Here is a 19474-nt window from a genome sequence, read left to right as displayed (position 1 = left end):
TTAACGGAACAGGCGGTACTCGTTACACAGCACCAGATGCGCCGGTTCGTCTTCTTCAATGTCGTTATAGCGGGCTATTGGTTGCAGAAAATGGTTATCGTGGTCGTCGTCATTGACGGAAGAAACTTCACCGACCAGCACGTCACCAAACCCTTCTTCAGCCCAGAAGCTGTGATACAGACCGGGCGTCAGACAGATGCTTTCCCCTGGTGCCAGGCGTAACTGGCTACCTGCAGCATGGGTTTGTCGGCAACCATCAATGACCACATTGACGTCGCTGTCCTCCGTTTGTTCTCTGATACCGGCGTTCCACAGTTCGATAATCAGATTGCCGCCGCCACGATTGATGATGTCTTCACGCTTGCGCCAGTGAAAATGCATCGGCGTCACCTGGGCATCGCGAACATGCATGATTTTCTCTGCGTAGCATTTCTCGTATGGCATACCTTTTGGCGAGCCATTACGCAGGGTAAACAGCGTTAAGCCCTGAGCGGCGAAATTGTTGCCGCCAAATGCGGTGACATCCCAACCCAATTTAAGGTCAAAGACTTCGCTCCAGGCGGAAGCATCAAGTTTTCGCCATTGCGTGGGCGGGAAACTGGCGAAAGCGGGGAGATGCACGTCGTGCTGGGAAAAAAACTGGCGTGTGTGGCCAAGAATTTCGTTTATTGCGGAGCGTTTCATGGGCAGAATTCTCCTTATATCATGCCGGACAGGGCATTTTTGCCGCCATCCGGCGTTGTTGTGGCGGGTTATTTCACCGTCCAACCCTTATAGCTGCCGACGTTGTTTTTATCGATCATCGTCACCGGGATCAGCACGGGCTCTTTCGGTGCGGGTTTCCCCTGTAATATGTCATAGCCGATTTCGACCGCTTTGGCAGCCATGACCTGCGGATCTTGTGCCGGGGTCGCCACAAATAATGAGTTTTCGCGCTTCAGCGCTTCTTCACCGTCCGGCGATCCGTCTACGCCAACAATAAAGAACTCATTACGCTGTGCCTGTTTTGCCGCCAGATCGGCACCGATCGCGGTAGGATCGTTAATGGCAAACACGCCGTCGATCTTCGGATTGGCCGCCAGCAGGGCGGTCATGATCTCCAGACCACCTTCACGACTGCCCTTGGCGTTCTGATTATGTGACAGCACCTTGATGTCCGGGTGGCGTTTGAACTCGGTCTGGCAGCCTTCCACGCGGTTCTGCACGGCGGAAACCGGTGGCCCGTTGATGATGACCACGTTACCTTTCCCTTTCAGGCGGTCGGTAATGTATTTACAGGCCATTTCACCGGCCTGGGTGTTATCGGAGGTGATGGTGGCGTCTGCGCCTTCCGCTGCCACGTCAACGGCGACCACTACAATGCCCGCATCTTTCGCACGTTTGACCGCCGGGCCGATGCCTTTGGAGTCCGCCGCGTTAAGAATGATCATGTCCACTTTGGCGGCAATAAAGTTGTCGATCTGCGAGACCTGCTGTCCCAGATCGTAGCCGCTGGAGACCAGCGTCACTTTAACGCTATCGCCTGCCAGCTTGCGTGCTTCCAGCTCCGCGCCTTTGGTTATCTGCACGAAGAACGGGTTGGCAAGATCGCCCACCGTGACGCCGATTGATTTCAGTTCTTTTGCCTGCACATATGGCGTCGCGGCAAGCAGTGCGCCAGCACAGAGCGCGGTAACTAATGGCTTCAAACGCATGTTGTATTCCTCGTAGCTGTAGGGTTTTGTTGTTATGCACTTTGATGATGCCGGGTACGGTATTTGTCGATCAGCACCGCTATGATGATCACCGCCCCTTTGATCACCAGTTGCCAGAAATAAGACACGCCCATCAGCGTCATGCCGTTATTGAGCGTGGCGATAATCAACGCCCCCACCAGCGTGCCAGTGATGGTGCCGATCCCGCCGACAAAACTGGTGCCGCCGAGGATCACCGCCGCGATGGCGTCCAGCTCATAGCCCATGCCTAAGTTGCCGTTGGCGCTGTACAGTCGCGAGGCACTCATCACCCCGCCAAGACCTGAGAGCAAACCGCTCATGCCGTAGACGAATAACAGCACCAGCCACACTTTGATGCCGGTTAAGCGTGCGGCCTGCATATTGCCGCCAACCGCGTAGATATGGACGCCCAGCGTGGTGCGGCGCAGAATGAACCAGCACACCACCACCACCGCCAGTGCAATCACCACCAGCCACGGTACCGGACCGAGATAGTTGTTGCCGATCCACTCAAAGCTGATGTTGGAGTTGATCACCGTTGTGCCATCCGCCAGCAGGTAGGCCGCGCCGCGTAACGCGGTATAAGTCCCTAGCGTGACGATAAACGGCGGCAGTCCGGCGAAGGCGACCAGTGCGCCATTAAACAGCCCCAGCACCAGGCCGAGCATCAGCGCTGCCGGAATCGACAGCATGGCCAGCTCAGGAATAAGAGAAACGACCATCGCCGCAACGGCAGTGGTGCCGAGAATTGAACCGACGGAGAGATCGATCCCACCGGTGAGAATGATGAACGTCATGCCCGCCGCCAGCACAATGTTGATCGATGCCTGACGGGTAATATTCAGCAGGTTGCTCTCCGTAAAAAAGTTTGGCGCGATAAAGCCAAATACCGCCACGATCAGGATCAGAATGGGTAAGATGCCGACCGTTTGCATCAGATCGCTCATCAACATTTTTTTCGCGGAGGCGGATTTCGCCACCTGCCGGGGAGGGGTTGAATTATTCATGGGGCACCGCCTGATGATGGGAGTCGTTCACGCCGGTTGCAAGCGTCATAATGTTTTCCTGGGTAATGCTTTTCCCGTCCAGCTCGCCGGCAATACTGCCTTCCCGCATGACATATACCCGATCGCTCATGCCGACCACTTCCGGCAATTCACTGGAGATCATCAGGATCGCCACGCCTTTGCGTGCCATATCGTTCATGATCCGGTAGATCTCGCTTTTGGCACCGACGTCCACGCCGCGCGTGGGTTCATCGAGGATTAAAATGCGGGGGCCAATTGCCACCCAGCGTGAGATGAGTAATTTTTGCTGATTGCCGCCGGACAAGCCGCCCGCGCGGACTTGCGCATGCGGCACGCGAATGTTGAGCAACTGGATGGCGTCATCGGAAATGGCCTGCGCTTTTTTGCGATCGAGCATGCCCCAGTTGGCGTCACGCTCCAGCGTCGCCATGGTGATGTTCTCTGCCGCCGCCAGTTCCAAAAACAGCCCCTGTTCTTTGCGGTTCTCGGTCAGAAAGCCAATGCCGTGGTCAATGGCTTCACGCGGGGAGTGGATAACCACTGGCTCGCCGTCGACTTCAATCATGCCGCCGATCGCTTTGCGTACGCCAAAAATCAGCTGCGCCAGTTCGGATCGCCCGGCGCCCACCAGACCCGCAAGGCCGACAATTTCCCCGGAACGCACTAATAAACTGCACGGCTGTACTTTGTTGCCGTCAGTCAGGTGATGCACGTTCAGGCGCGCTTTGCCGAGCGGGATATCGCGCTCTTTGTTGAACAGATCGCTTAACGGGCGGCCAACCATCATGCGCACCAGTTCCGAAGCATTAAGCTTGTCGCGGGTCAGGCTACCGACATACTGCCCATCGCGCAGTACGCTGACGCGATCGGAGAGTTCATACACTTCTGCCATGCGGTGGCTGATGTAGATAATCGCCATCCCTTCATCGCGCAGGCGCATGATCAGTTCAAACAGGCGGTGCGTCTCACGCGAGGAGAGGGCAGCGGTGGGTTCATCCATGACCAGGATACGGCTGTTACGGTGTAGGGCGCGGGCGATTTCGACCTGCTGCTGCTCGGCGATGGTCAGCGTCATGACCCGGTCGCTGGCCTTAAACTGGGCACCGAGTCGGTCGATAACCTTCTGCGACTGCGTCACCATCTCTTTGCGCTGGACCAGACCACCGCGCGACAATTCACTGCCGAGGAAGATATTCTCCGCCACCGTCAGATTTGGTGCGAGCTGCATCTCCTGATAAATCAGGGTAATGCCTGCACTTAACGCATCCTTGGGTCCACGAATATGAAAAGGTTGTCCGTCAATCAGGATCTCGCCGCTGGTGGCGGTATAGGCCCCCGCGAGGATCTTCATCAGGGTGCTTTTCCCCGCGCCGTTTTCGCCCATCAGGGCATGGATCTCACCCGGCCAGACCGTTAAATCGACCCCTTTCAGCGCGTAAAATTTGCCAAACGCTTTGGCAATGTTGCGCATTTCCAGAACCGGTGTCCTGCTCATAGCGGATCTCCTGCGGGGTGGCCGATATCAGCAGTCCATCACAGGAATGTAAATGCAAAATGTCAGAAGCCGTTCATATTTGTCATATTGCGATTTTTCTTCATGGGGCGTGATATGCCGCAACCAGGACATCACTTTTTCGCCAGTGCGCGCGGGCGATTACTGTTTTTCAACCTGCTGGTGGTGGCGGTTACGTTGATGGTCAGCGGCGTAGCGGTGCTGGGTTTTCAGCATGCCAGTCAGATTCAGGAGCAGGTGCAACAGCAAACGGTTGATGATATGACCGGCAGCATGAATCTGGCGCGCGATACGGCAAATGTAGCAACGGCGGCGGTGCGACTGTCGCAGGTGGTGGGGGCGCTGGAATACAAAGGTGAAGCGGAACGTCTGCAGGAGACCCAGCGGGCGCTGAAGCATTCGCTGGAACAACTGGCCGCTGCGCCGCTGGCACAGCAGGAGCCGGGGCTGGTCGAGCGTATTATTCAACGCAGCAATGAACTGCAAAGCAGTGTGGAAGGTATGTTGCAGCGCGGACAGCGGCGGCATCTGGAGCGTAACGCGCTGCTCAGTTCGCTGTACCAGAATCAAAGCTACTTACGCCATCTGCAAAAACTCACCGGCGCGCAGGATGACACGTTGCTTACGCAGATGGACCGCCTGATCGTCGCTGCCATTGAGACGCCCGCACCGCGCTCGGTAATCAAACAACTGGACGGCGTGATGCCCGCGCTGCCTCTGCAAGCCAGTAACCTGCTGATTAGCCGCATTCTCAACGATTTCAATCAGGAACTGCATAAGCTGGAGCCGCTTTCTGCCGCACTGGAACAAAGCGACCTGGCGATCAACTGGTATATGTTTCATATCAAAGCGCTGGTAGCGATCCTCAACAGTGATATCAACCAGTATGCTTCGCAGGTGGCGTTAATCTCCGAACAGCGGGTGGCGCAAAGCCACCAGGAGTTACAGTCTGGTGCGCTGTTTATTATGATTTTTGCGCTGCTGGCCGTGGTGATCACCGGTTTTGCCGGCTGGTATATCTACCGCAATCTTGGCTCCAACCTGACGGCTATTTCGCGCGCGATGACCCGCCTGGCGCATGGGGAATCAGATGTCAGCGTCCCGGCCCTGCAGCGGCGTGATGAACTGGGCGAACTGGCCCGCGCCTTTAGCGTGTTTGCCCGCAATACGGCGTCGCTCGAGCACACCACCCGGTTGCTGAAAGAAAAAACCACCCAGATGGAAATCGACCGCACCGAACGCCAGGGGCTGGAAGAAGCACTGCTACACAGCCAAAAGCTGAAAGCGGTAGGGCAACTGACGGGGGGGCTGGCGCATGATTTCAATAATCTGCTGGCGGTGATTATCGGCAGTCTGGATCTGGTGAATCCGGATTCGCCCGATGCGCCACGGATCAACCGGGCGCTAAAAGCGGCTGAACGTGGGGCGATGCTGACCCAGCGACTGCTGGCCTTTTCACGCAAACAGTCTTTGCATCCGCATGCGGTGGAGCTGAAAACATTGCTGGAAAACCTGGGCGAACTGATGCGCCATTCGCTACCTAACACGTTGACGCTGGAAATCGAGGCCCAATCGCCCGCCTGGCCGGCGTGGATTGACGTTAGCCAACTGGAAAACGCCATTATCAATCTGGTGATGAACGCTCGTGATGCGATGGACGGGCAGACGGGCACAATTAAAATTCGTAGCTGGAATCAGCGGGTCACGCGCAGTGACGGACGCAAGCAGGACATGGTGATGCTGGAGGTAGCTGACCAGGGCTGTGGAATGTCGCAGGAGATTAAAGCCCAGGTTTTTGAGCCGTTTTTCACCACCAAACAGACCGGTAGCGGCAGCGGATTGGGGCTGTCGATGGTGTACGGTTTTGTCCGCCAGTCTGGTGGTCGGGTGGAAATTGAGAGCGCGCCGGGGCAGGGAACAACCGTCCGGTTACAGCTTCCCCGCGCTATAGTACCGGTACAGATTCAGGCAGAACCGACAGCGCAACATGCGGCGAACAGCGGCGAAAAATTGGTGTTGGTGCTCGAAGATGAGGCCGACGTGCGTCAGACGCTGTGTGAGCAGTTGCATCTGCTGGGGTATCTGACGCTGGAGGCCGCCAACGGCGAGCAGGCAATGCATATGCTCACCGCGTCCTCAGAGATAGATATTCTGGTCAGCGACCTCATGCTACCTGGCGGGTTAAGCGGCGTGGATGTGGTTAACTATGCGTTGAAACATCACCCGCAGCTGACCATCCTGCTGATCAGCGGCCAGGATTTACGCCCGGCGCACAACCCGGCATTACCGGATGTAGCGTTATTGCGTAAGCCCTTTACCCGGGGGGAGCTGGCGCAGGCGCTGCGCCACTCGCGTAATTGAGATTCCTCCGCTACTCGCATCAAAGCACTTTGATTACCGTGGAGCCAGTTTCTTTATGAGGCTGGTTTGATGAAACGCACCCCGACGCTCTTTTTATTCAGTTTGCTGATGTTGACGACGATTTCGGCGCATGCAGACATTATTGATGACGCCATTGGCAATATTCAACGTGCCGTCAGCGATGCTTATAACCCGGATAACAATCGGGATTACGATGACTCGCGTGATGAAAGCTGGCAGCGTCAGATGAGTGACGATCGCCGCAGGCAATATAATGATCGCCGGCGCCAGTTCGAAGACCGCCGCCGTCAGTTAGACGATCGCCAGCGGCAGCTCGATCAGGAACGGCGTCAACTGGAAGATGAAGAGCGCAGAATGGAATACGATTACGATCGTTAACGCAGCCTTTCGCTGGCGAGGTGATATACCTCGCTGCGTTCGCGTTTACCGACTGCAACAACCGCGATGACCAGGGTGTCGTCAATAACTTGATAAACAAGACGAAACCCTGACGTACGTAGCTTGATTTTATAGCAATCGTTTACTCCCCTAAGCTTTGCTGAGGGGATATGGGGATTTTCACAACATTTCTTAAGTTTCTTAGCAAATTGCTGTTGAATGGTTCTATCCAGTTTTTGCCATTCTTTCAGCGCGTCTTCCCTGAACTTTACCGTATAACTCATAAATAGCTGTCCAGATCCACATCCACCAGTGGCTGTTGACTACGTTCACTGACTAACTTAACCAGTTGCTGATCGTCCAGGGCATCAAGCATCTTTTCGTAAAGCGCTGCTGGCACGCAATAAAAAGCAGGCTGGTTACGGTTCAGTATGGCGACCGGAAATCCATCCCCGGCGCTGACAGTCGCCATCGGGTTCTTTTTCAGTTCACTCACGCTGGCAGTGGTGTCGCTTAAGATGATATGTGGCATAGTTCCTCCTAAAGACCTTTTAACTGGTCTTAGAATAGGATGTCAGAGACCGGTTAACAAGTCTTATTGTGCGGTGAAAAGCCTAACCTAACGTAATCTCCATGCCGTCATACCCGGCTTCAAACCCTGCCGGTAGTGGATTTTCCATCATCCACAGGTCGAACTGATGGCTGATGTGCGTCAGGATCACCCGTGGGCAGCGGATCACCTCGTTGAGGGCGATGACGGTATTTACATCGCTGTGATTGCGTGGCGGCTCGGCGCGTGGGGCGTGGCTGCAGTCGATGATAATCACGTGGGGTTGATTATTGTGGAGAAACTTCAGCGTCTTGTCGGGAAGCCCGGCGGTATCGGAGAGCCACGCCACGCGGCTGTGCGCTGTTTCCAGCAAATAGCCAAACGTCAGCTTAGAGTGGTTGAGCGGCAGTGGCGTGACCTGCAATCCCTGCAAATCGAACACCACAAACGGCGCGACGGTCTGGCTAAAATCGAGAATACCGGGGTGCTTAAACAGATCGTCGCAGCCCTGTTCATCCGGTGGGCCGTACACTGGGATCGTTTTCCCCACCCCCCAGCGCAGCGGAAACAGTCCCTGTACATGATCCATATGATAGTGAGTGAGCAGGAACTGCTGGAAGCTGCCTGCCGGCCAGTCGTCCATCAGATGTGGGATCCCTGCATCCAGAAGCGTTACCGCGTCGTTGAATTTGACCACGCCACTGCAGGGGCGCCGGCGGTATTGCGCCTGTAAACGAGCCCGCTGGCAGGCGGCACAGTCGCAGCCAAAAGCCGGTACCAACTGTGCGCCGCCGGTTCCTGTAAGCGTAATGGTCAGACTCATTGCATCCCCCTACAGCGGCTTGGTAAAGCGAAAATGGCTCTGCGTATAACCTTCGCGGCGGTAAAAACGATGCGCATCAAGGCGCTGCGTGCTGGTAGAAAGCTCAGTCATTTCCGCACCCGCTTCGCGCGCGGTGGCTTCGGCCCATGCCAGTAACTGGCTGCCTACCTTTAACCCCCGCGCCTGTGGCATCACTACCAGTTCCTGAATCTCACCGATCCAGTTAGCGTGGTGCAGATGAAACTGCAAATGCAGACCGATCAACCCGATGACCTGTCCGTCAAGCAGCGCCAGTTGGTAATGCATATTGGGGTCTTGCAGATTTGCTATATACCCGGTGCTAAAGGCCTGGTGGTCGAACTTACCCTGCTTCAGTTCGCAGACAAGCGCGTAAACCGCATCGGTGTCGTACAGCGTAGCGCGGCGTAATTCACAGACAGACATGTTTCTTCTCCTTGCGTCCCATCAGGGTGAGCAGTGTATCGACTGACTGTAGCAAACTTCCATCGTTATTCAGGACGTGGCAGTCGTAAGGCGCGTAGCGAGCCGCGCGTTCAAGGCGGGCGGCGATTTCTGTTTCGCTTTCCCGCCCGCGCGCCTGCAAACGTTGGCGTAAAATTGCCGGAGAAACCTGTAAGCAGATGGGTATTAAAGCCGTGCCATAGCGTGATTGCGCCTGTGGCAGATGGGCGCGTGAACCGTTGACCACCACATCAAAACCGGCATGCAGCCAGAGGTCAATCTCCACGCCGACGCCGTAGTACAAACCGTTTGCATGCCAGCTTAGCGCCAGCAGGTTTTGCCCGGCGCGGGTAAAAAACTCCTGTTCACTGAGGGCGATGTGGTTTTCATTCCCGGCATTGGCCGCCCGGGTGATGTAACGATGTGCTACCAGCAATTGTGCCGGTTCCTGTAGGCGGAGTTCCGCCAGCAGACTGTCCTTTCCTGAGCCGGATGGCCCCATCAGCCAGATCAGTTTACCCATAGTCAGAATACCCTTTTGCCCTGACGCCAGACGTGATCGATATGAATGTTGCCGCCTTTGCGGTGTGCCAGCACCAGATCCGCGCGTTTTCCTTCGGCAACCACGCCACGGTCGTCAAGATTCAACGCCCGCGCTGGATTACGGGTCACCAGACGAATAGCCTGTGGAAGTGTAAAACGGTTGGTATCGTCATCCGCGACACGAAATGCTGCGTCGAGCAGGCTGGCGGGGTAGTAATCGGAAGAGAGGATATCCAGTAGCCCCAGTTCGGCGAGCTTATGGGCTGCTACGTTGCCGGAGTGCGAACCGCCTCGCACGATATTCGGCGCGCCCATCAGCACGTTCATGCCATGCTGGCGTGAGGCTTCGGCGGCTTCGAAAGTCGTGGGAAATTCGGCGATCACGCTGCCAAGTTGATGCGATTCAAGGACATGATCATGCGTGGCGTCATCGTGGCTCGCCAGTGCAATCTGCCGTTCACGGCACATCTGTGCGATGGCGGTGCGGTTGGGGTGTGACCAGCGGGCCGCCAGGGCGAGTTGCTCTTCTTCATAGCGGGCCATCTGCTCGTCGGTCAGCGAATACTTGCCCTGATAGTACTCGCGGTACTTCTCACGGTTGGCGAACTGACGCTGGCCCGGTGAATGATCCATCAGTGACACCAGCGTCACCGGTTCGCGACCGACCAGTTTTTCAAACAGCGGCAGGGTGGTGTGGTGTGGCAGCTCGCAGCGCAGATGCAGACGGTGTTCGGCACGGTTGACCCCGCGCTTTTGTGTCTCTTCCACCGCATTGATCATTTTTTCCAGGTTTTCCAGACGGTCGCCACCGTCTCGCACATCGCCAATCGCTACCGCGTCCAGCACGGTGGTAATACCGCTGGCAACCATTAAAGCATCGTGGCTGCTCATCGCCGAGTGGGCAGGCCAGTCTACTTTTGGGCGTGGGGTAAAGAACTTGTCGAGGTTATCGGTATGCAGTTCAATAAGCCCCGGCAGCAGCCAGCCGCCTTCACCGTCCAGCGCGTCAGGTAAGCTGCTCTGGCTTTCGGCAAAAGTGCGAATAACCCCGCCTTCAATCTCCAGCGATCCTTGCACCACGTCATCTTCCAGCACCAGCTTTACATTGTTGATAATCATGCTGTTATTCCCATCAGATGCAGACGATCCGCCACGCGCTCGCGTACGGTCTCATCGTGAAAAATACCGACAATGGCCGCGCCGCGGGCTTTGGCTTCTTCAATCAGTGCCACCACGGCATCGCTGTTTTTGCTGTCCAGTGACGCGGTAGGCTCATCGAGCAGCAGAATGGGGTAATCGACAATAAAGCCCCGGGCAATGTTAACGCGCTGCTGTTCACCACCGGAAAAGGTTGATGGCGCGAGATGCCATAAGCGCTCAGGAACATTCAGGTGGGTGAGCAGGCTCGCGGCTTTGGCTGCACATTCCTCACGAGATACGCCCAGATCCAGCAGTGGCTGCATCACCACATCCAGCGCGGAAATCCGTGGGATCACGCGCAGGAACTGACTTACCCAACCGATAGTTGAACGACGGATCTCCAGCACTTTACGGGCCGGAGCCTGCACCAGATCCACCCATTCACCGCGATGGCGAATATGGATATGTCCTTCATCTGGCAGGTAATTGGCGTACAGCGAACGCAGCAGCGTGGATTTTCCGCTGCCGGAATGGCCGTGCAGCACGACGCACTCGCCGTTTTTTACTTCCAGGGTGGCGTTGTGGAGCACCGGCAGACGCACGCCGTTTTGCTGGTGCAGCACAAAGGTTTTACTGACGTTTTCTACGCGAATCATTTGAGCCTCTTAGTTCTGCAGTACGGACGACACCAGCAACTGGGTGTACGGGTGATGCGGATCGTCGAGCACGCGGTCGGTCAACCCACTTTCCACCACCTGACCTTGCTTCATGACCAGCAAACGGTCCGCCAGCAGACGCGCCACACCCAAATCATGGGTGACAATTACCACTGCCAGATCCAGTTCCACCACCAGGCCACGCAACAGGTCCAGCAACCTGGCTTGTACCGAGACGTCCAGGCCGCCGGTCGGTTCATCCATAAATACCAGTTTGGGATGGGTGACGAGGTTGCGGGCGATCTGCAAACGCTGCTGCATGCCGCCGGAAAAGGTGGTCGGCAGATCGTCGATACGCGAGGCGGGGATTTCCACCTGTTCCAGCCAGCGCTGGGCGGTGGCGCGGATGCCGCCGTAGTGGCGTGCGCCGGTGGCCATCAGGCGTTCACCGATATTACCGCCCGCCGAAACCTGGCGGCGCAGGCCGTCCATCGGGTGCTGATGTACCACGCCCCATTCCGTGCGCAGCAGGCGGCGGCGGTCGGCTTCGCTCATGCCGTACAGCGAGCGGTTCTGATATAAGATCTCACCGTTTTGTGGCGTCAGCCGTGAAGAGATAGATTTCAGCAGCGTAGTTTTACCGGAACCGGATTCCCCAACGATGCCCAGCACTTCGCCAGGCCACAGGTCAAAAGAGACATCGCTGAAGCCTTTGCCCGGCGCGTAGAGATGGGTCAGGTTGTTGACTGAAAGCAGCGGTTGCATCATTTGTTGAGGGCCTCGCTCTGTTGGCGGCAATAGTCGGTGTCGGAGCAGACAAACATGCGTTTGCCGCTGTCATCGAGCACCACTTCGTCGAGATAGCTGTGGGTTGAGCCGCAGATGGCGCAGGGTTCATCCCAGCTCTGGACGCTAAACGGGTGATCGTCGAAATCGAGGCTTTCCACCCGCGTATACGGTGGGACGGCATAGATACGTTTTTCGCGGCCTGCACCGAACAATTGCAGGGCTGGCATCCTGTCCATCTTCGGGTTGTCGAATTTCGGGATGGGCGACGGGTCCATCACGTAGCGGCCGTTAACCTTCACCGGATAGGCGTAGGTGGTGGCGATATGGCCGAAGCGGGCGATATCTTCATACAGTTTTACCTGCATGATGCCGTACTCTTCCAGCGCGTGCATGGTGCGGGTTTCCGTTTCGCGCGGTTCGATAAAGCGCAGCGGCTCGGGGATCGGCACCTGGAAGATGATTATCTGATCTTCCGTTAGCGGTGTTTCCGGGATGCGGTGGCGGGTCTGAATTAGCGTGGCGTCTTCTGTACGTTCGGTGGTGTTAACGCCGGTTACGCGCCTGAAGAAGTTGCGGATCGACACGGCGTTGGTGGTGTCATCCGCGCCCTGGTCAATCACCTTCAGCACGTCAGCTTCACCAATTACGCTGGCAGTAAGCTGGATACCGCCCGTACCCCAGCCGTACGGCATTGGCATTTCGCGTCCGCCAAATGGCACCTGATAACCGGGGATGGCCACCGCTTTCAAAATTGCGCGACGGATCATGCGTTTGGTCTGCTCATCAAGATAAGCAAAGTTGTAGCCGGAGAGGTTAGCGGTCACGGTCGGCCTCCTGTTGCAGGCGTTTAAGCAGTTCCAGTTCGGCCTGGAAATCGACGTAATGGGGGAGTTTGAGGTGCGAAACAAAACCCGCCGCCTCGACGTTATCCGCATGCGCCAGTACGAACTCTTCGTCCTGCGCCGGTCCCGTAACCGTTTCATCGTAGTCGGGTGCCTGTAGGGCGCGGTCAACCAGTGCCATCGCCATCGCTTTACGTTCGCTCATGCCGAACACCAGCCCGTAACCGCGGGTAAAATGGGGCGCGTCGTTTTCCGGCGCGACAAAGCCGTTAACCATTTCACATTCAGTCATCAGCAGTTCGCCGACGTTTACCGCAAACCCCAGCTCTTCCGGCACGGTTTCCAGTTCAACATAACCGCTGCGGATCTCTGCGGCGAACGGATGGTTGCGCCCGTAGCCCCGCTGGGTGGAGTAGGCCAGTGCCAGCAGGTAGCCTTCGTCACCACGCATCAGCTGTTGCAGTCGCGAAGCGCGTGAGCAGGGATAAACGGGTGGTGTGCGGGTGATGTCATCAGGCTGAGCGCCGTCGTCCTCTTCGCGCTTTGCCAGTCCTTGATTTGCCAGCAGAGAAAAGACGTGCGGAGAGGTGTCCTGCGTATTTTCAGCGCTGCGCAGCGGTGGCGTTTCACCATTGGCCAGCAGGGTAAAATCCAGCAGGCGATGGGTGTAATCGTAGGTGGGTCCTAACAATTGCCCGCCGGGAATGTCCTTGTAGACGGCAGAAATTCGGCGTTCCAGGCGCATCTCGGCGCTGTTAACCGGTTCGCTGACGGCCAGTTTTGGCAGTGTGGTGCGATAGGCGCGTAGCAGAAAGATGGCTTCGACGTTATCGCCGCTGGCCTGTTTTAGCGCCAGTGCCGCCAGCTCGCGGTCGGCAATGCCGCCTTCGGTCATCACCCGGTCGACGGCCAGGTTCATCTGTTGTTCGATTTGTGCCACGCTCAGTTCAGCAATGCTCTCATCGCCCCGGCGTCGGCTTTCCTGCAGTGCATGGGCGTTGGCTATCGCCTTTTCGCCCCCTTTGACGGCGACGTACATCAGCACACCTCCACATGGGTGGTTCGCGGAATAGCCAGCAGTCGTTCACCACAGGTGAGGATCAGATCGACCCCCAGCGGGAACGGATGTGGGCGTTCGGTAAGTTCGTGAATCAGACATTCCGGTAGCTGTGGCGCGATCATGCGTTCTTCGGCGATACCCGCGCCGGTCAGACGCAGCATGCGTCCACCGCTTAAGCCAGATACCTGCACAATCAGCGTGGCGCCGGTCTCTGGCGCGACGGCGGAACCGGCGGAGAGGGCGTTAAGCTGTTCGCTGCTGATGCGCTCGTCGGCGACTGCAAAGGCGGCCTGTTGCGGCTGGTCCACCAGCGGTGCGTTGGTGTGAAAACGCAGATTCTGTCGGGCGATATCGTTATCTATCGAGGGTGCCAGCCAGACCGGCGTGTCGCCATCGACCAGCGTCAACAGCACGCTGGTAGTGGCCAGACCCAGTGGCTGCCAGCCATGTTTCAGTTGATGCAGGGCGACAATGACGCCGGGTTCACTCATGGCCTTCAGCAGGCGACGAAAGCTCTGTTGGGCATCCTGAACAGGTAAATTAAAGGCGGTTTGTAAGGTCATGCGTTATCTCCGCGTACCAGCGTGAAGAAGTCGACCCGGCTGGCATTGACTTCGGCACGGCGTGCGCGAATCAGCGCCTCGCGTTCCGCTTCCAGCGGGGCAATTAAGGTTTCCATTAGGTTCTGGAAATGCGTTTGTTCCTGAAGCAATGCGTCAATTACCGCGCACTGCTCGGCATGTTGTTTATTGCGACCCAGCAGGTAGCTGTAGCCCAGCGTGCCGCTTTTCAGGCGAATAACCGCGCGGGTGAGCGTGGTGTCGCCAGCAAAGAAACGATTACCGGTGCCGCCCATGCGGGCCTGTATCTGCATCAGCCCGCTTTCCGGGGCGCGAATAAGCGCATAGTCCGGCGTCAGTTTGAGCGCCTTGATACGCGCATTCAGGGCATCGGCATTGCTGTAAGCCAGCGCGCGCATCCAACGCTGGCGAGTGGCGGTATCGAAATGCATTCAGTGCTCCATGGTGAATTCGATCATGTCGGCGCGGGTCAGGCTGACGGAATATTCCGCGGCCTGTTCTTCGCCTTCACGGTGGTTCAGGGTGCGCACGCACAGCAGCGGCGCCATGTTGGGGATTTCCAGCACTTTGCTCTCTTTGGCCTGTGCGCGGCGGGCGCTGATACGCGTTTGCGTGCGTAGCAGCGTCAGGCCCGACTGTTCGCGCAGGTAGTCGTGCAGCGAGCCGTGGTTAAAGCCCTGCAATAGCGGCCAGAGAGTGAGGTCGGAAAAATAGTGGTCGATTTGGCACAGGGCGATGCCGTTGACCCGGCGCAGGGTGCGCAAATGGATGACGTTATCGCCCTCGTTAATGCTCAGCGCATCCGCAATGGGGCTGGAAGCCGGACGCAGCACCGCCAGCAGTTTTTCGCTGGTGGGGTGGCTGCCCTGATCCAGCAGGTTCTGGCTGAAGCGTGCCTGGGCATTCAATGGGTAGTCGAACGGGCGCATCAGCACCAGAACCCCCACGCCCTGACGACGCTGCACCCAGCCGCGCTCAACCAGTTGATCGATAGCGCGGCGCAGAGTATGGCGGTTTACCTCGTAACGCGCGGCCAGTTGATGCTCGGCGGGCAGGTAATCACCGCAGCGATAATGTTGACGAAGCTCCTGCTCAAGTCTCGCGGCAATCTCCTGATAACGCGTCGGATAACTGGTCAGATGTGTAGACAAGTGCATAGCAATCAATGCCTCGCTAGTCAGATAAAGTGCTTACGCAAACGCTGGGAGAGGAAATCCAGCAGACTGACGGTGACGATGATTAACACCATCAGGGCACAGGTTTGCTGGAACTGGAAACCGCGAATCGCTTCCCATAAGGTCACGCCAATGCCGCCTGCGCCGACCATCCCAACTACCGTGGCTGAACGAACGTTGGACTCAAAGCGATACAGCGAGTAGGAGATGAGCAGCGGCATGACCTGTGGCAGAACGCCGTAAAGAATCTCTTCAATCTTGTTGGCTCCGGTGGCGCGAATGCCTTCTACCGGACCGGGTTCAATGGCTTCTACCGCTTCGGAAAGCAGCTTGGAGAGCACCCCGGTGGTGTGGATAAACAGCGCCATCACCCCGGCGAACGGACCCAAACCAACGGCAACGACAAACAGCATGGCGAAGACCATTTCGTTGATGGCGCGACAGGCATCCATCAGGCGACGCATCGGCTGGTAAATCCACCACGGCACGAGGTTATCGGCGCACATCAGGCCGAACGGAATCGACAACACCACGGCGAGGGCGGTCCCCCAGACGGCGATTTGCAGCGTGACGGCCATTTCACCGAGATAGTCCTGCCACTGGCTGAAGTCCGGTGGGAAGAAGTCGGCAGCGAAGGTTGCCATATTGCCGGAATCCTGGATCAGCGTGAGCGGGGCCATTTCGGCGCCTTTCCACGAGACCACCAGCACGGCGAGAAGAATGGCCCAGCTCAGCAGCGAGAACCAGCTACGCTTGGGCGGGGCGACGGTGATGGTTTGCATATTTAGCTCCATTATTCTGTATTGCCGGATGGCGGCTTTGCCTTATCCGGCCTACGTTCGTAGGCCCGGTAAGCATCGCGCCACCGGGCAATCCGTTATTGCACCGCTTTGGTCACGCTGGTCATTGCACCCAGCGCTGCAGTCAGGCGGTCGAGATCATCAAGCTGTGCTTTCAGAGCCGACGTTTTGCTGGTTTTTTCTTCTGCATTCAGGCCTTTGTTGTCCTTCACGCCCTGCATCTCTTTAAACAGTGCGAGTTGGCGAATCGGGACCAGTTGCAAATCGCTGGAGGCGCGGAACGGTGCCCAACCCAGGCGTTCCAGCACGGTTTTCTGCTCCGGCGTTTTGCCGTAGTTCATGAAGAAGTCGTACACCTTGTCCTTGGTGGCTTCAGAGAGGTTCTTACGCCAGACGATCGGATCGCCTGGGATCAGCGGTGACTTCCAGATAACCTTCAGTTCTTTCAGCTTGTCTGGTGCGGAGGTTTTCAGCTTGTCGAGGTTTTCGGTGTTGTTGGTAGCCACATCCACCTGTTTGTTGGCGACGGCCAGGGCGTTGGTTTCGTGTCCGGCATTGACGGTGCGTTTGAAGTCGGTGGCGGAGATGTTGTTTTTCGCGAAGACGTAGTAACCAGGGACGAGGTAGCCTGAAGTGGAGTTGGGATCGCCGTTGCCGAAGGTCAGATCCTTACGTTTGGCGATCAGATCGTTCAGGTTGTTGATCGGGCTGTCCTTGTTAACGATCAGTACGCTCCAGTACCCTGGAGAGCCGTCGGCAGCGACGGTCTGGGCAAAGACCTGTCCGTTGGCGCGATCCACCGCTTCCATTGCTGAGAGGTTGCCGTACCAGGCGATATCGACTTTGTTAAAGCGCATTCCCTGGATGATCCCGGCGTAGTCCGGAGCAAAGAAGGCGTTCACTTTGACACCCAGCGATTTTTCCATGTCCTTCAGGAACGGTTCCCACTGTGGCTTCAGGTTTTGCTGTGATTCAGTTGAAATAATGCCAAAGTTCAGCGCTTTTTCTTGTTCTTCGGCATGCGCCGGGCTTAACAAGGTACTGATGCTGAACATGCTGGTGAACGCCAGCGCGGCAACGGCCTTATAGCTCATGTTTTTTCCTCAACGAGTCATTGTTCCAGGCTATTTCACTTGTCAGCCTGGTCTTTTCAGTTCAATTAAGCAGCCTGCGCGTTCTGTTCGACGCGGTTCATGCTGCAGTAGAGATGATCAAAACGATCGTTATCGAAGTGCTGGCTGCTGCCATCAAAGAAGACGTTTCCCTGACGCAGCGCGACAATGCGTTCGCAGTAGCGCAGGGCGTAATCCACCTGATGCAGCGTGACGACCACGGTGATGCCGTCGGTCTGGTTGATGTCGCGCAGGGTGTCCATCACGATGCGCGCCGATTCCGGGTCCAGCGAGGCAATGGGCTCGTCGGCGAGGATCACTTTGGCCTGCTGCATTAGCGCGCGGGCGATGGCGACGCGCTGCTGCTGTCCGCCGGAGAGCGTGGAAACGCGCTGATAGGCAAAGTGAGCCATGCCAACGCGGGTCAGCGCCTGTAACGCGCGCTGCTTCTGTTCCTGGCTAAACCAGCTAAAGCAGGTGCGCCAGAACGGTGTGCTACCGAGCGCGCCAATCAGCACGTTCTCCAGCACGGTCAGGCGGTTCACCAGATTGAACTGTTGGAAGATGTAGCCGGTGTGGGCACGGCTTTTGCGGATGTCGCGCGCCAGTCGGCCTTCACGTTGAACGGTACGGCCTAATAGCTCGACGTGACTGCCCGGTGATTTATCACCGGTAATCAAGCCGCTTAAATGACGTAAAAGGGTGGATTTGCCGGAGCCAGATGGCCCAAGCAGAGCCACCATCTCACCGGCACAGATATTCAGATCAACCGCATTAAGCGCCTGATGTTGATTGAAGGATTTGGAGAGTTTCTCGACGCGAATAACCGTTTGCATGATGCGGCCTCCCTAAAAAAGTGGCCCCATCGTGGCGGATTAATGTGACGTTTTCGTTAAAGGAAAGTTACTTAGCGATGAAGAGTTGAGCGATATTTGATGACAGTCCGGGAGGACGAGCCTCCCGTTACATCACTCGGTAGGGGGTTGCTGTTGCTTGACGACGTTGATCATCCACGGCACGCCGTACTGGTCGGTCACTTTACCGAAACCATGTGCCCAGAAGGTCTCCTGCCAGTCCATTTCAATTTGTCCTTGTGCGGCCAGGTTATCAAACCAGCGCTTCCCTTCATCGACATTTTGCGTGTCGAGAACCAGCGTGAAGCCGGAGTAGTGGGCTTTTCCGGTGGCGACGCTATCGCTCATCATAATGTCGCTGCCCGCAATACGTAGGTTGGCATGGGCGATGGCGGTATCGGGGAATTTCATTCCGGAAGGGCAACCTTCTTCGCTGTCCTGCGCCGATTTGGGCATTTCACCGAAGTTGATTTTGTAGAGAAGTTCAGCGCCTAATGTTTTTTGGTAGTACGCAATGGCGTCAGCGCAGTTGCCTGCGAATGAGATGTAGGGACTTAACGGCATGATCTTTACCTCGGGTAAGAGAAGCCAGTTAAGTGTAGATGCCGTGTACAAAAATAAACCAGGCGGGAAGTATGAGCTCCCCGCCTGACAAATCAGTTCTTTTTCACAAACTCAGATTTCAGCTTCATTGGACCAAAGCCATCAATTTTGCAATCGATGTTGTGGTCGCCTTCAACCAGACGGATGTTTTTTACTTTGGTACCGATCTTCAGCATGGAAGAGCTACCTTTTACCTTCAGATCTTTTACTACGGTAACGCTGTCGCCATCGGCGAGCAGGTTACCGTTAGCATCTTTAACGATCAGTTCGTCGCTGTCCTGAGCGGGTTCAGCGTCGTTCCATTCGTGAGCGCATTCCGGGCAGATGAACATGCCGTTATCTTCGTAAGTGTATTCGGAGTTGCATTGTGGGCAGTGTGGTAATGACATGTGGATTTCCTCAAAAGTCAGCAGGGGCAAAAGCGCCCAAAAGTTGGCAGATTGCCGAAAAAGGCCGCAATTATACATA

24 protein-coding genes are annotated in these 19474 nt (G+C 56.5%); 2 read left to right on the top strand and 22 right to left on the bottom strand.

Annotation, left to right across the window (positions count from 1 at the left end):
* The 4 genes from ACLJXE_RS20110 to ACLJXE_RS20095 form a co-directional block, all read right to left on the bottom strand.
* A complete protein-coding gene (locus tag ACLJXE_RS20110; RefSeq protein ID WP_410751822.1) occupies positions 1-684 on the bottom strand; it encodes a D-lyxose/D-mannose family sugar isomerase in 684 nt (227 codons plus the stop codon).
* 68 nt (positions 685-752) lie between these two features.
* Positions 753-1694 (bottom strand): ABC transporter substrate-binding protein, encoded by a 942-nt coding sequence (locus tag ACLJXE_RS20105; RefSeq protein ID WP_410751821.1) that lies wholly within the window; start codon positions 1692-1694, stop codon positions 753-755.
* A 32-nt stretch (positions 1695-1726) separates the two neighbouring features.
* Positions 1727-2722, bottom strand: a complete 996-nt coding sequence (locus ACLJXE_RS20100; protein WP_286627912.1) for an ABC transporter permease subunit — start codon at positions 2720-2722, stop codon at positions 1727-1729.
* Complete coding sequence (locus ACLJXE_RS20095; RefSeq protein WP_410751820.1) at positions 2715-4238, bottom strand: sugar ABC transporter ATP-binding protein; 1524 nt, start codon at positions 4236-4238, stop codon at positions 2715-2717. Before ACLJXE_RS20095 ends, ACLJXE_RS20100 begins: the two co-directional genes overlap by 8 nt.
* A gap of 114 nt (positions 4239-4352) precedes the next feature.
* On the opposite strand from ACLJXE_RS20095, the gene ACLJXE_RS20090 reads away from it, so the two are divergent.
* A complete protein-coding gene (locus ACLJXE_RS20090; RefSeq protein ID WP_410751819.1) occupies positions 4353-6617 on the top strand; it encodes an ATP-binding protein in 2265 nt (754 codons plus the stop codon).
* A 69-nt stretch (positions 6618-6686) separates the two neighbouring features.
* Positions 6687-7016, top strand: coding sequence for a DDRRRQL repeat protein YjdP (gene yjdP, locus ACLJXE_RS20085; RefSeq protein WP_410751818.1), 330 nt, complete (start codon positions 6687-6689; stop codon positions 7014-7016).
* Here the strand turns inward: yjdP and ACLJXE_RS20080 are convergent.
* The 18 genes from ACLJXE_RS20080 to ACLJXE_RS19995 all read right to left on the bottom strand — a co-directional run bounded on the left by ACLJXE_RS20080 (position 7013) and on the right by ACLJXE_RS19995 (position 19395).
* A complete protein-coding gene (locus ACLJXE_RS20080) occupies positions 7013-7300 on the bottom strand; it encodes a type II toxin-antitoxin system RelE family toxin (protein ID WP_410751817.1) in 288 nt (95 codons plus the stop codon). The two genes, yjdP and ACLJXE_RS20080, sit on opposite strands and share 4 nt — an antisense overlap.
* Positions 7297-7548, bottom strand: a complete 252-nt coding sequence (locus tag ACLJXE_RS20075; RefSeq protein ID WP_410751816.1) for a type II toxin-antitoxin system Phd/YefM family antitoxin — start codon at positions 7546-7548, stop codon at positions 7297-7299. The genes ACLJXE_RS20080 and ACLJXE_RS20075 overlap by 4 nt, the downstream gene beginning before the upstream one ends.
* A gap of 82 nt (positions 7549-7630) precedes the next feature.
* Entirely contained in the window at positions 7631-8389 is a 759-nt protein-coding gene (gene phnP, locus ACLJXE_RS20070) for a phosphonate metabolism protein PhnP (protein WP_410751815.1), read from the bottom strand.
* Between the two features lie 9 nt (positions 8390-8398).
* Positions 8399-8833, bottom strand: coding sequence for an aminoalkylphosphonate N-acetyltransferase (gene phnO / locus ACLJXE_RS20065; RefSeq protein WP_137382893.1), 435 nt, complete (start codon positions 8831-8833; stop codon positions 8399-8401).
* Complete coding sequence (gene phnN / locus ACLJXE_RS20060; protein ID WP_410751814.1) at positions 8820-9374, bottom strand: ribose 1,5-bisphosphokinase; 555 nt, start codon at positions 9372-9374, stop codon at positions 8820-8822. Before phnN ends, phnO begins: the two co-directional genes overlap by 14 nt.
* A 2-nt stretch (positions 9375-9376) precedes the next feature.
* A complete protein-coding gene (phnM, locus tag ACLJXE_RS20055; RefSeq protein ID WP_410751813.1) occupies positions 9377-10513 on the bottom strand; it encodes an alpha-D-ribose 1-methylphosphonate 5-triphosphate diphosphatase in 1137 nt (378 codons plus the stop codon).
* Positions 10510-11190 carry a phosphonate C-P lyase system protein PhnL gene (phnL, locus tag ACLJXE_RS20050; RefSeq protein ID WP_410751812.1) on the bottom strand — a complete coding sequence of 227 codons (681 nt, stop codon included), beginning with the start codon at positions 11188-11190 and terminating at the stop codon, positions 10510-10512. The genes phnM and phnL overlap by 4 nt, the downstream gene beginning before the upstream one ends.
* Positions 11191-11199: 9 nt before the next feature.
* Positions 11200-11958 (bottom strand): phosphonate C-P lyase system protein PhnK, encoded by a 759-nt coding sequence (phnK, locus tag ACLJXE_RS20045; RefSeq protein ID WP_410751811.1) that lies wholly within the window; start codon positions 11956-11958, stop codon positions 11200-11202.
* On the bottom strand, positions 11955-12746 hold the full coding sequence (phnJ, locus tag ACLJXE_RS20040; RefSeq protein ID WP_410751871.1) for an alpha-D-ribose 1-methylphosphonate 5-phosphate C-P-lyase PhnJ: 792 nt from the start codon (positions 12744-12746) through the stop codon (positions 11955-11957). Before phnJ ends, phnK begins: the two co-directional genes overlap by 4 nt.
* Positions 12747-12792: 46 nt before the next feature.
* Positions 12793-13860, bottom strand: coding sequence for a carbon-phosphorus lyase complex subunit PhnI (locus ACLJXE_RS20035; RefSeq protein WP_286627931.1), 1068 nt, complete (start codon positions 13858-13860; stop codon positions 12793-12795).
* On the bottom strand, positions 13860-14444 hold the full coding sequence (gene phnH / locus ACLJXE_RS20030; protein ID WP_410751810.1) for a phosphonate C-P lyase system protein PhnH: 585 nt from the start codon (positions 14442-14444) through the stop codon (positions 13860-13862). The genes ACLJXE_RS20035 and phnH overlap by 1 nt, the downstream gene beginning before the upstream one ends.
* Positions 14441-14893, bottom strand: coding sequence for a phosphonate C-P lyase system protein PhnG (gene phnG, locus ACLJXE_RS20025; protein ID WP_286627933.1), 453 nt, complete (start codon positions 14891-14893; stop codon positions 14441-14443). The genes phnH and phnG overlap by 4 nt, the downstream gene beginning before the upstream one ends.
* Positions 14894-15619: a phosphonate metabolism transcriptional regulator PhnF gene (gene phnF / locus ACLJXE_RS20020; RefSeq protein WP_410751809.1), complete on the bottom strand. Its 726-nt coding sequence runs from the start codon at positions 15617-15619 to the stop codon at positions 14894-14896.
* Between the two features lie 20 nt (positions 15620-15639).
* Entirely contained in the window at positions 15640-16419 is a 780-nt protein-coding gene (gene phnE, locus ACLJXE_RS20015) for a phosphonate ABC transporter, permease protein PhnE (RefSeq protein WP_016155398.1), read from the bottom strand.
* Positions 16420-16514: 95 nt separating this feature from the next.
* Entirely contained in the window at positions 16515-17531 is a 1017-nt protein-coding gene (phnD, locus tag ACLJXE_RS20010; RefSeq protein ID WP_286627935.1) for a phosphonate ABC transporter substrate-binding protein, read from the bottom strand.
* Positions 17532-17596: 65 nt separating this feature from the next.
* Positions 17597-18385: a phosphonate ABC transporter ATP-binding protein gene (gene phnC / locus ACLJXE_RS20005; RefSeq protein WP_410751808.1), complete on the bottom strand. Its 789-nt coding sequence runs from the start codon at positions 18383-18385 to the stop codon at positions 17597-17599.
* A 132-nt stretch (positions 18386-18517) separates the two neighbouring features.
* Positions 18518-18967 carry a VOC family metalloprotein YjdN gene (yjdN, locus tag ACLJXE_RS20000; RefSeq protein ID WP_286627937.1) on the bottom strand — a complete coding sequence of 150 codons (450 nt, stop codon included), beginning with the start codon at positions 18965-18967 and terminating at the stop codon, positions 18518-18520.
* 92 nt (positions 18968-19059) lie between these two features.
* Positions 19060-19395 carry a zinc ribbon domain-containing protein YjdM gene (locus ACLJXE_RS19995; RefSeq protein WP_003031835.1) on the bottom strand — a complete coding sequence of 112 codons (336 nt, stop codon included), beginning with the start codon at positions 19393-19395 and terminating at the stop codon, positions 19060-19062.
* Positions 19396-19474 lie beyond the last annotated feature (79 nt).

The organism is Citrobacter sp. U14242, assembly GCF_046555775.1.
Classification (GTDB): Bacteria; Pseudomonadota; Gammaproteobacteria; order Enterobacterales; family Enterobacteriaceae; genus Citrobacter.
The sequence above is the reverse complement of the archived record's forward strand: the minus strand, read 5'-3'. Positions and strand labels throughout refer to the sequence as shown.

Bases quoted from the DNA above. Each gene is read 5' to 3' on its own strand.
- phnP (WP_410751815.1), bottom strand. From the start codon at position 8,389: ATGAGTCTGACCATTACGCTTACAGGAACCGGCGGCGCACAGTTGGTA.
- phnO (WP_137382893.1), bottom strand. From the start codon at position 8,833: ATGTCTGTCTGTGAATTACGCCGCGCTACGCTGTACGACACCGATGCG.
- phnE (WP_016155398.1), bottom strand. From the start codon at position 16,419: ATGCAAACCATCACCGTCGCCCCGCCCAAGCGTAGCTGGTTCTCGCTG.
- ACLJXE_RS20090 (WP_410751819.1), top strand. From the start codon at position 4,353: ATGCCGCAACCAGGACATCACTTTTTCGCCAGTGCGCGCGGGCGATTA.
- phnD (WP_286627935.1), bottom strand. From the start codon at position 17,531: ATGAGCTATAAGGCCGTTGCCGCGCTGGCGTTCACCAGCATGTTCAGC.
- ACLJXE_RS20110 (WP_410751822.1), bottom strand. From the start codon at position 684: ATGAAACGCTCCGCAATAAACGAAATTCTTGGCCACACACGCCAGTTT.
- phnL (WP_410751812.1), bottom strand. From the start codon at position 11,190: ATGATTCGCGTAGAAAACGTCAGTAAAACCTTTGTGCTGCACCAGCAA.
- phnK (WP_410751811.1), bottom strand. From the start codon at position 11,958: ATGATGCAACCGCTGCTTTCAGTCAACAACCTGACCCATCTCTACGCG.
- ACLJXE_RS20095 (WP_410751820.1), bottom strand. From the start codon at position 4,238: ATGAGCAGGACACCGGTTCTGGAAATGCGCAACATTGCCAAAGCGTTT.
- ACLJXE_RS19995 (WP_003031835.1), bottom strand. From the start codon at position 19,395: ATGTCATTACCACACTGCCCACAATGCAACTCCGAATACACTTACGAA.
- yjdP (WP_410751818.1), top strand. From the start codon at position 6,687: ATGAAACGCACCCCGACGCTCTTTTTATTCAGTTTGCTGATGTTGACG.
- ACLJXE_RS20075 (WP_410751816.1), bottom strand. From the start codon at position 7,548: ATGCCACATATCATCTTAAGCGACACCACTGCCAGCGTGAGTGAACTG.
- ACLJXE_RS20105 (WP_410751821.1), bottom strand. From the start codon at position 1,694: ATGCGTTTGAAGCCATTAGTTACCGCGCTCTGTGCTGGCGCACTGCTT.
- ACLJXE_RS20080 (WP_410751817.1), bottom strand. From the start codon at position 7,300: ATGAGTTATACGGTAAAGTTCAGGGAAGACGCGCTGAAAGAATGGCAA.
- phnF (WP_410751809.1), bottom strand. From the start codon at position 15,619: ATGCACTTGTCTACACATCTGACCAGTTATCCGACGCGTTATCAGGAG.
- phnG (WP_286627933.1), bottom strand. From the start codon at position 14,893: ATGCATTTCGATACCGCCACTCGCCAGCGTTGGATGCGCGCGCTGGCT.
- ACLJXE_RS20100 (WP_286627912.1), bottom strand. From the start codon at position 2,722: ATGAATAATTCAACCCCTCCCCGGCAGGTGGCGAAATCCGCCTCCGCG.
- phnH (WP_410751810.1), bottom strand. From the start codon at position 14,444: ATGACCTTACAAACCGCCTTTAATTTACCTGTTCAGGATGCCCAACAG.
- phnC (WP_410751808.1), bottom strand. From the start codon at position 18,385: ATGCAAACGGTTATTCGCGTCGAGAAACTCTCCAAATCCTTCAATCAA.
- yjdN (WP_286627937.1), bottom strand. From the start codon at position 18,967: ATGCCGTTAAGTCCCTACATCTCATTCGCAGGCAACTGCGCTGACGCC.
- phnN (WP_410751814.1), bottom strand. From the start codon at position 9,374: ATGGGTAAACTGATCTGGCTGATGGGGCCATCCGGCTCAGGAAAGGAC.
- phnJ (WP_410751871.1), bottom strand. From the start codon at position 12,746: ATGATCCGTCGCGCAATTTTGAAAGCGGTGGCCATCCCCGGTTATCAG.
- phnM (WP_410751813.1), bottom strand. From the start codon at position 10,513: ATGATTATCAACAATGTAAAGCTGGTGCTGGAAGATGACGTGGTGCAA.
- ACLJXE_RS20035 (WP_286627931.1), bottom strand. From the start codon at position 13,860: ATGTACGTCGCCGTCAAAGGGGGCGAAAAGGCGATAGCCAACGCCCAT.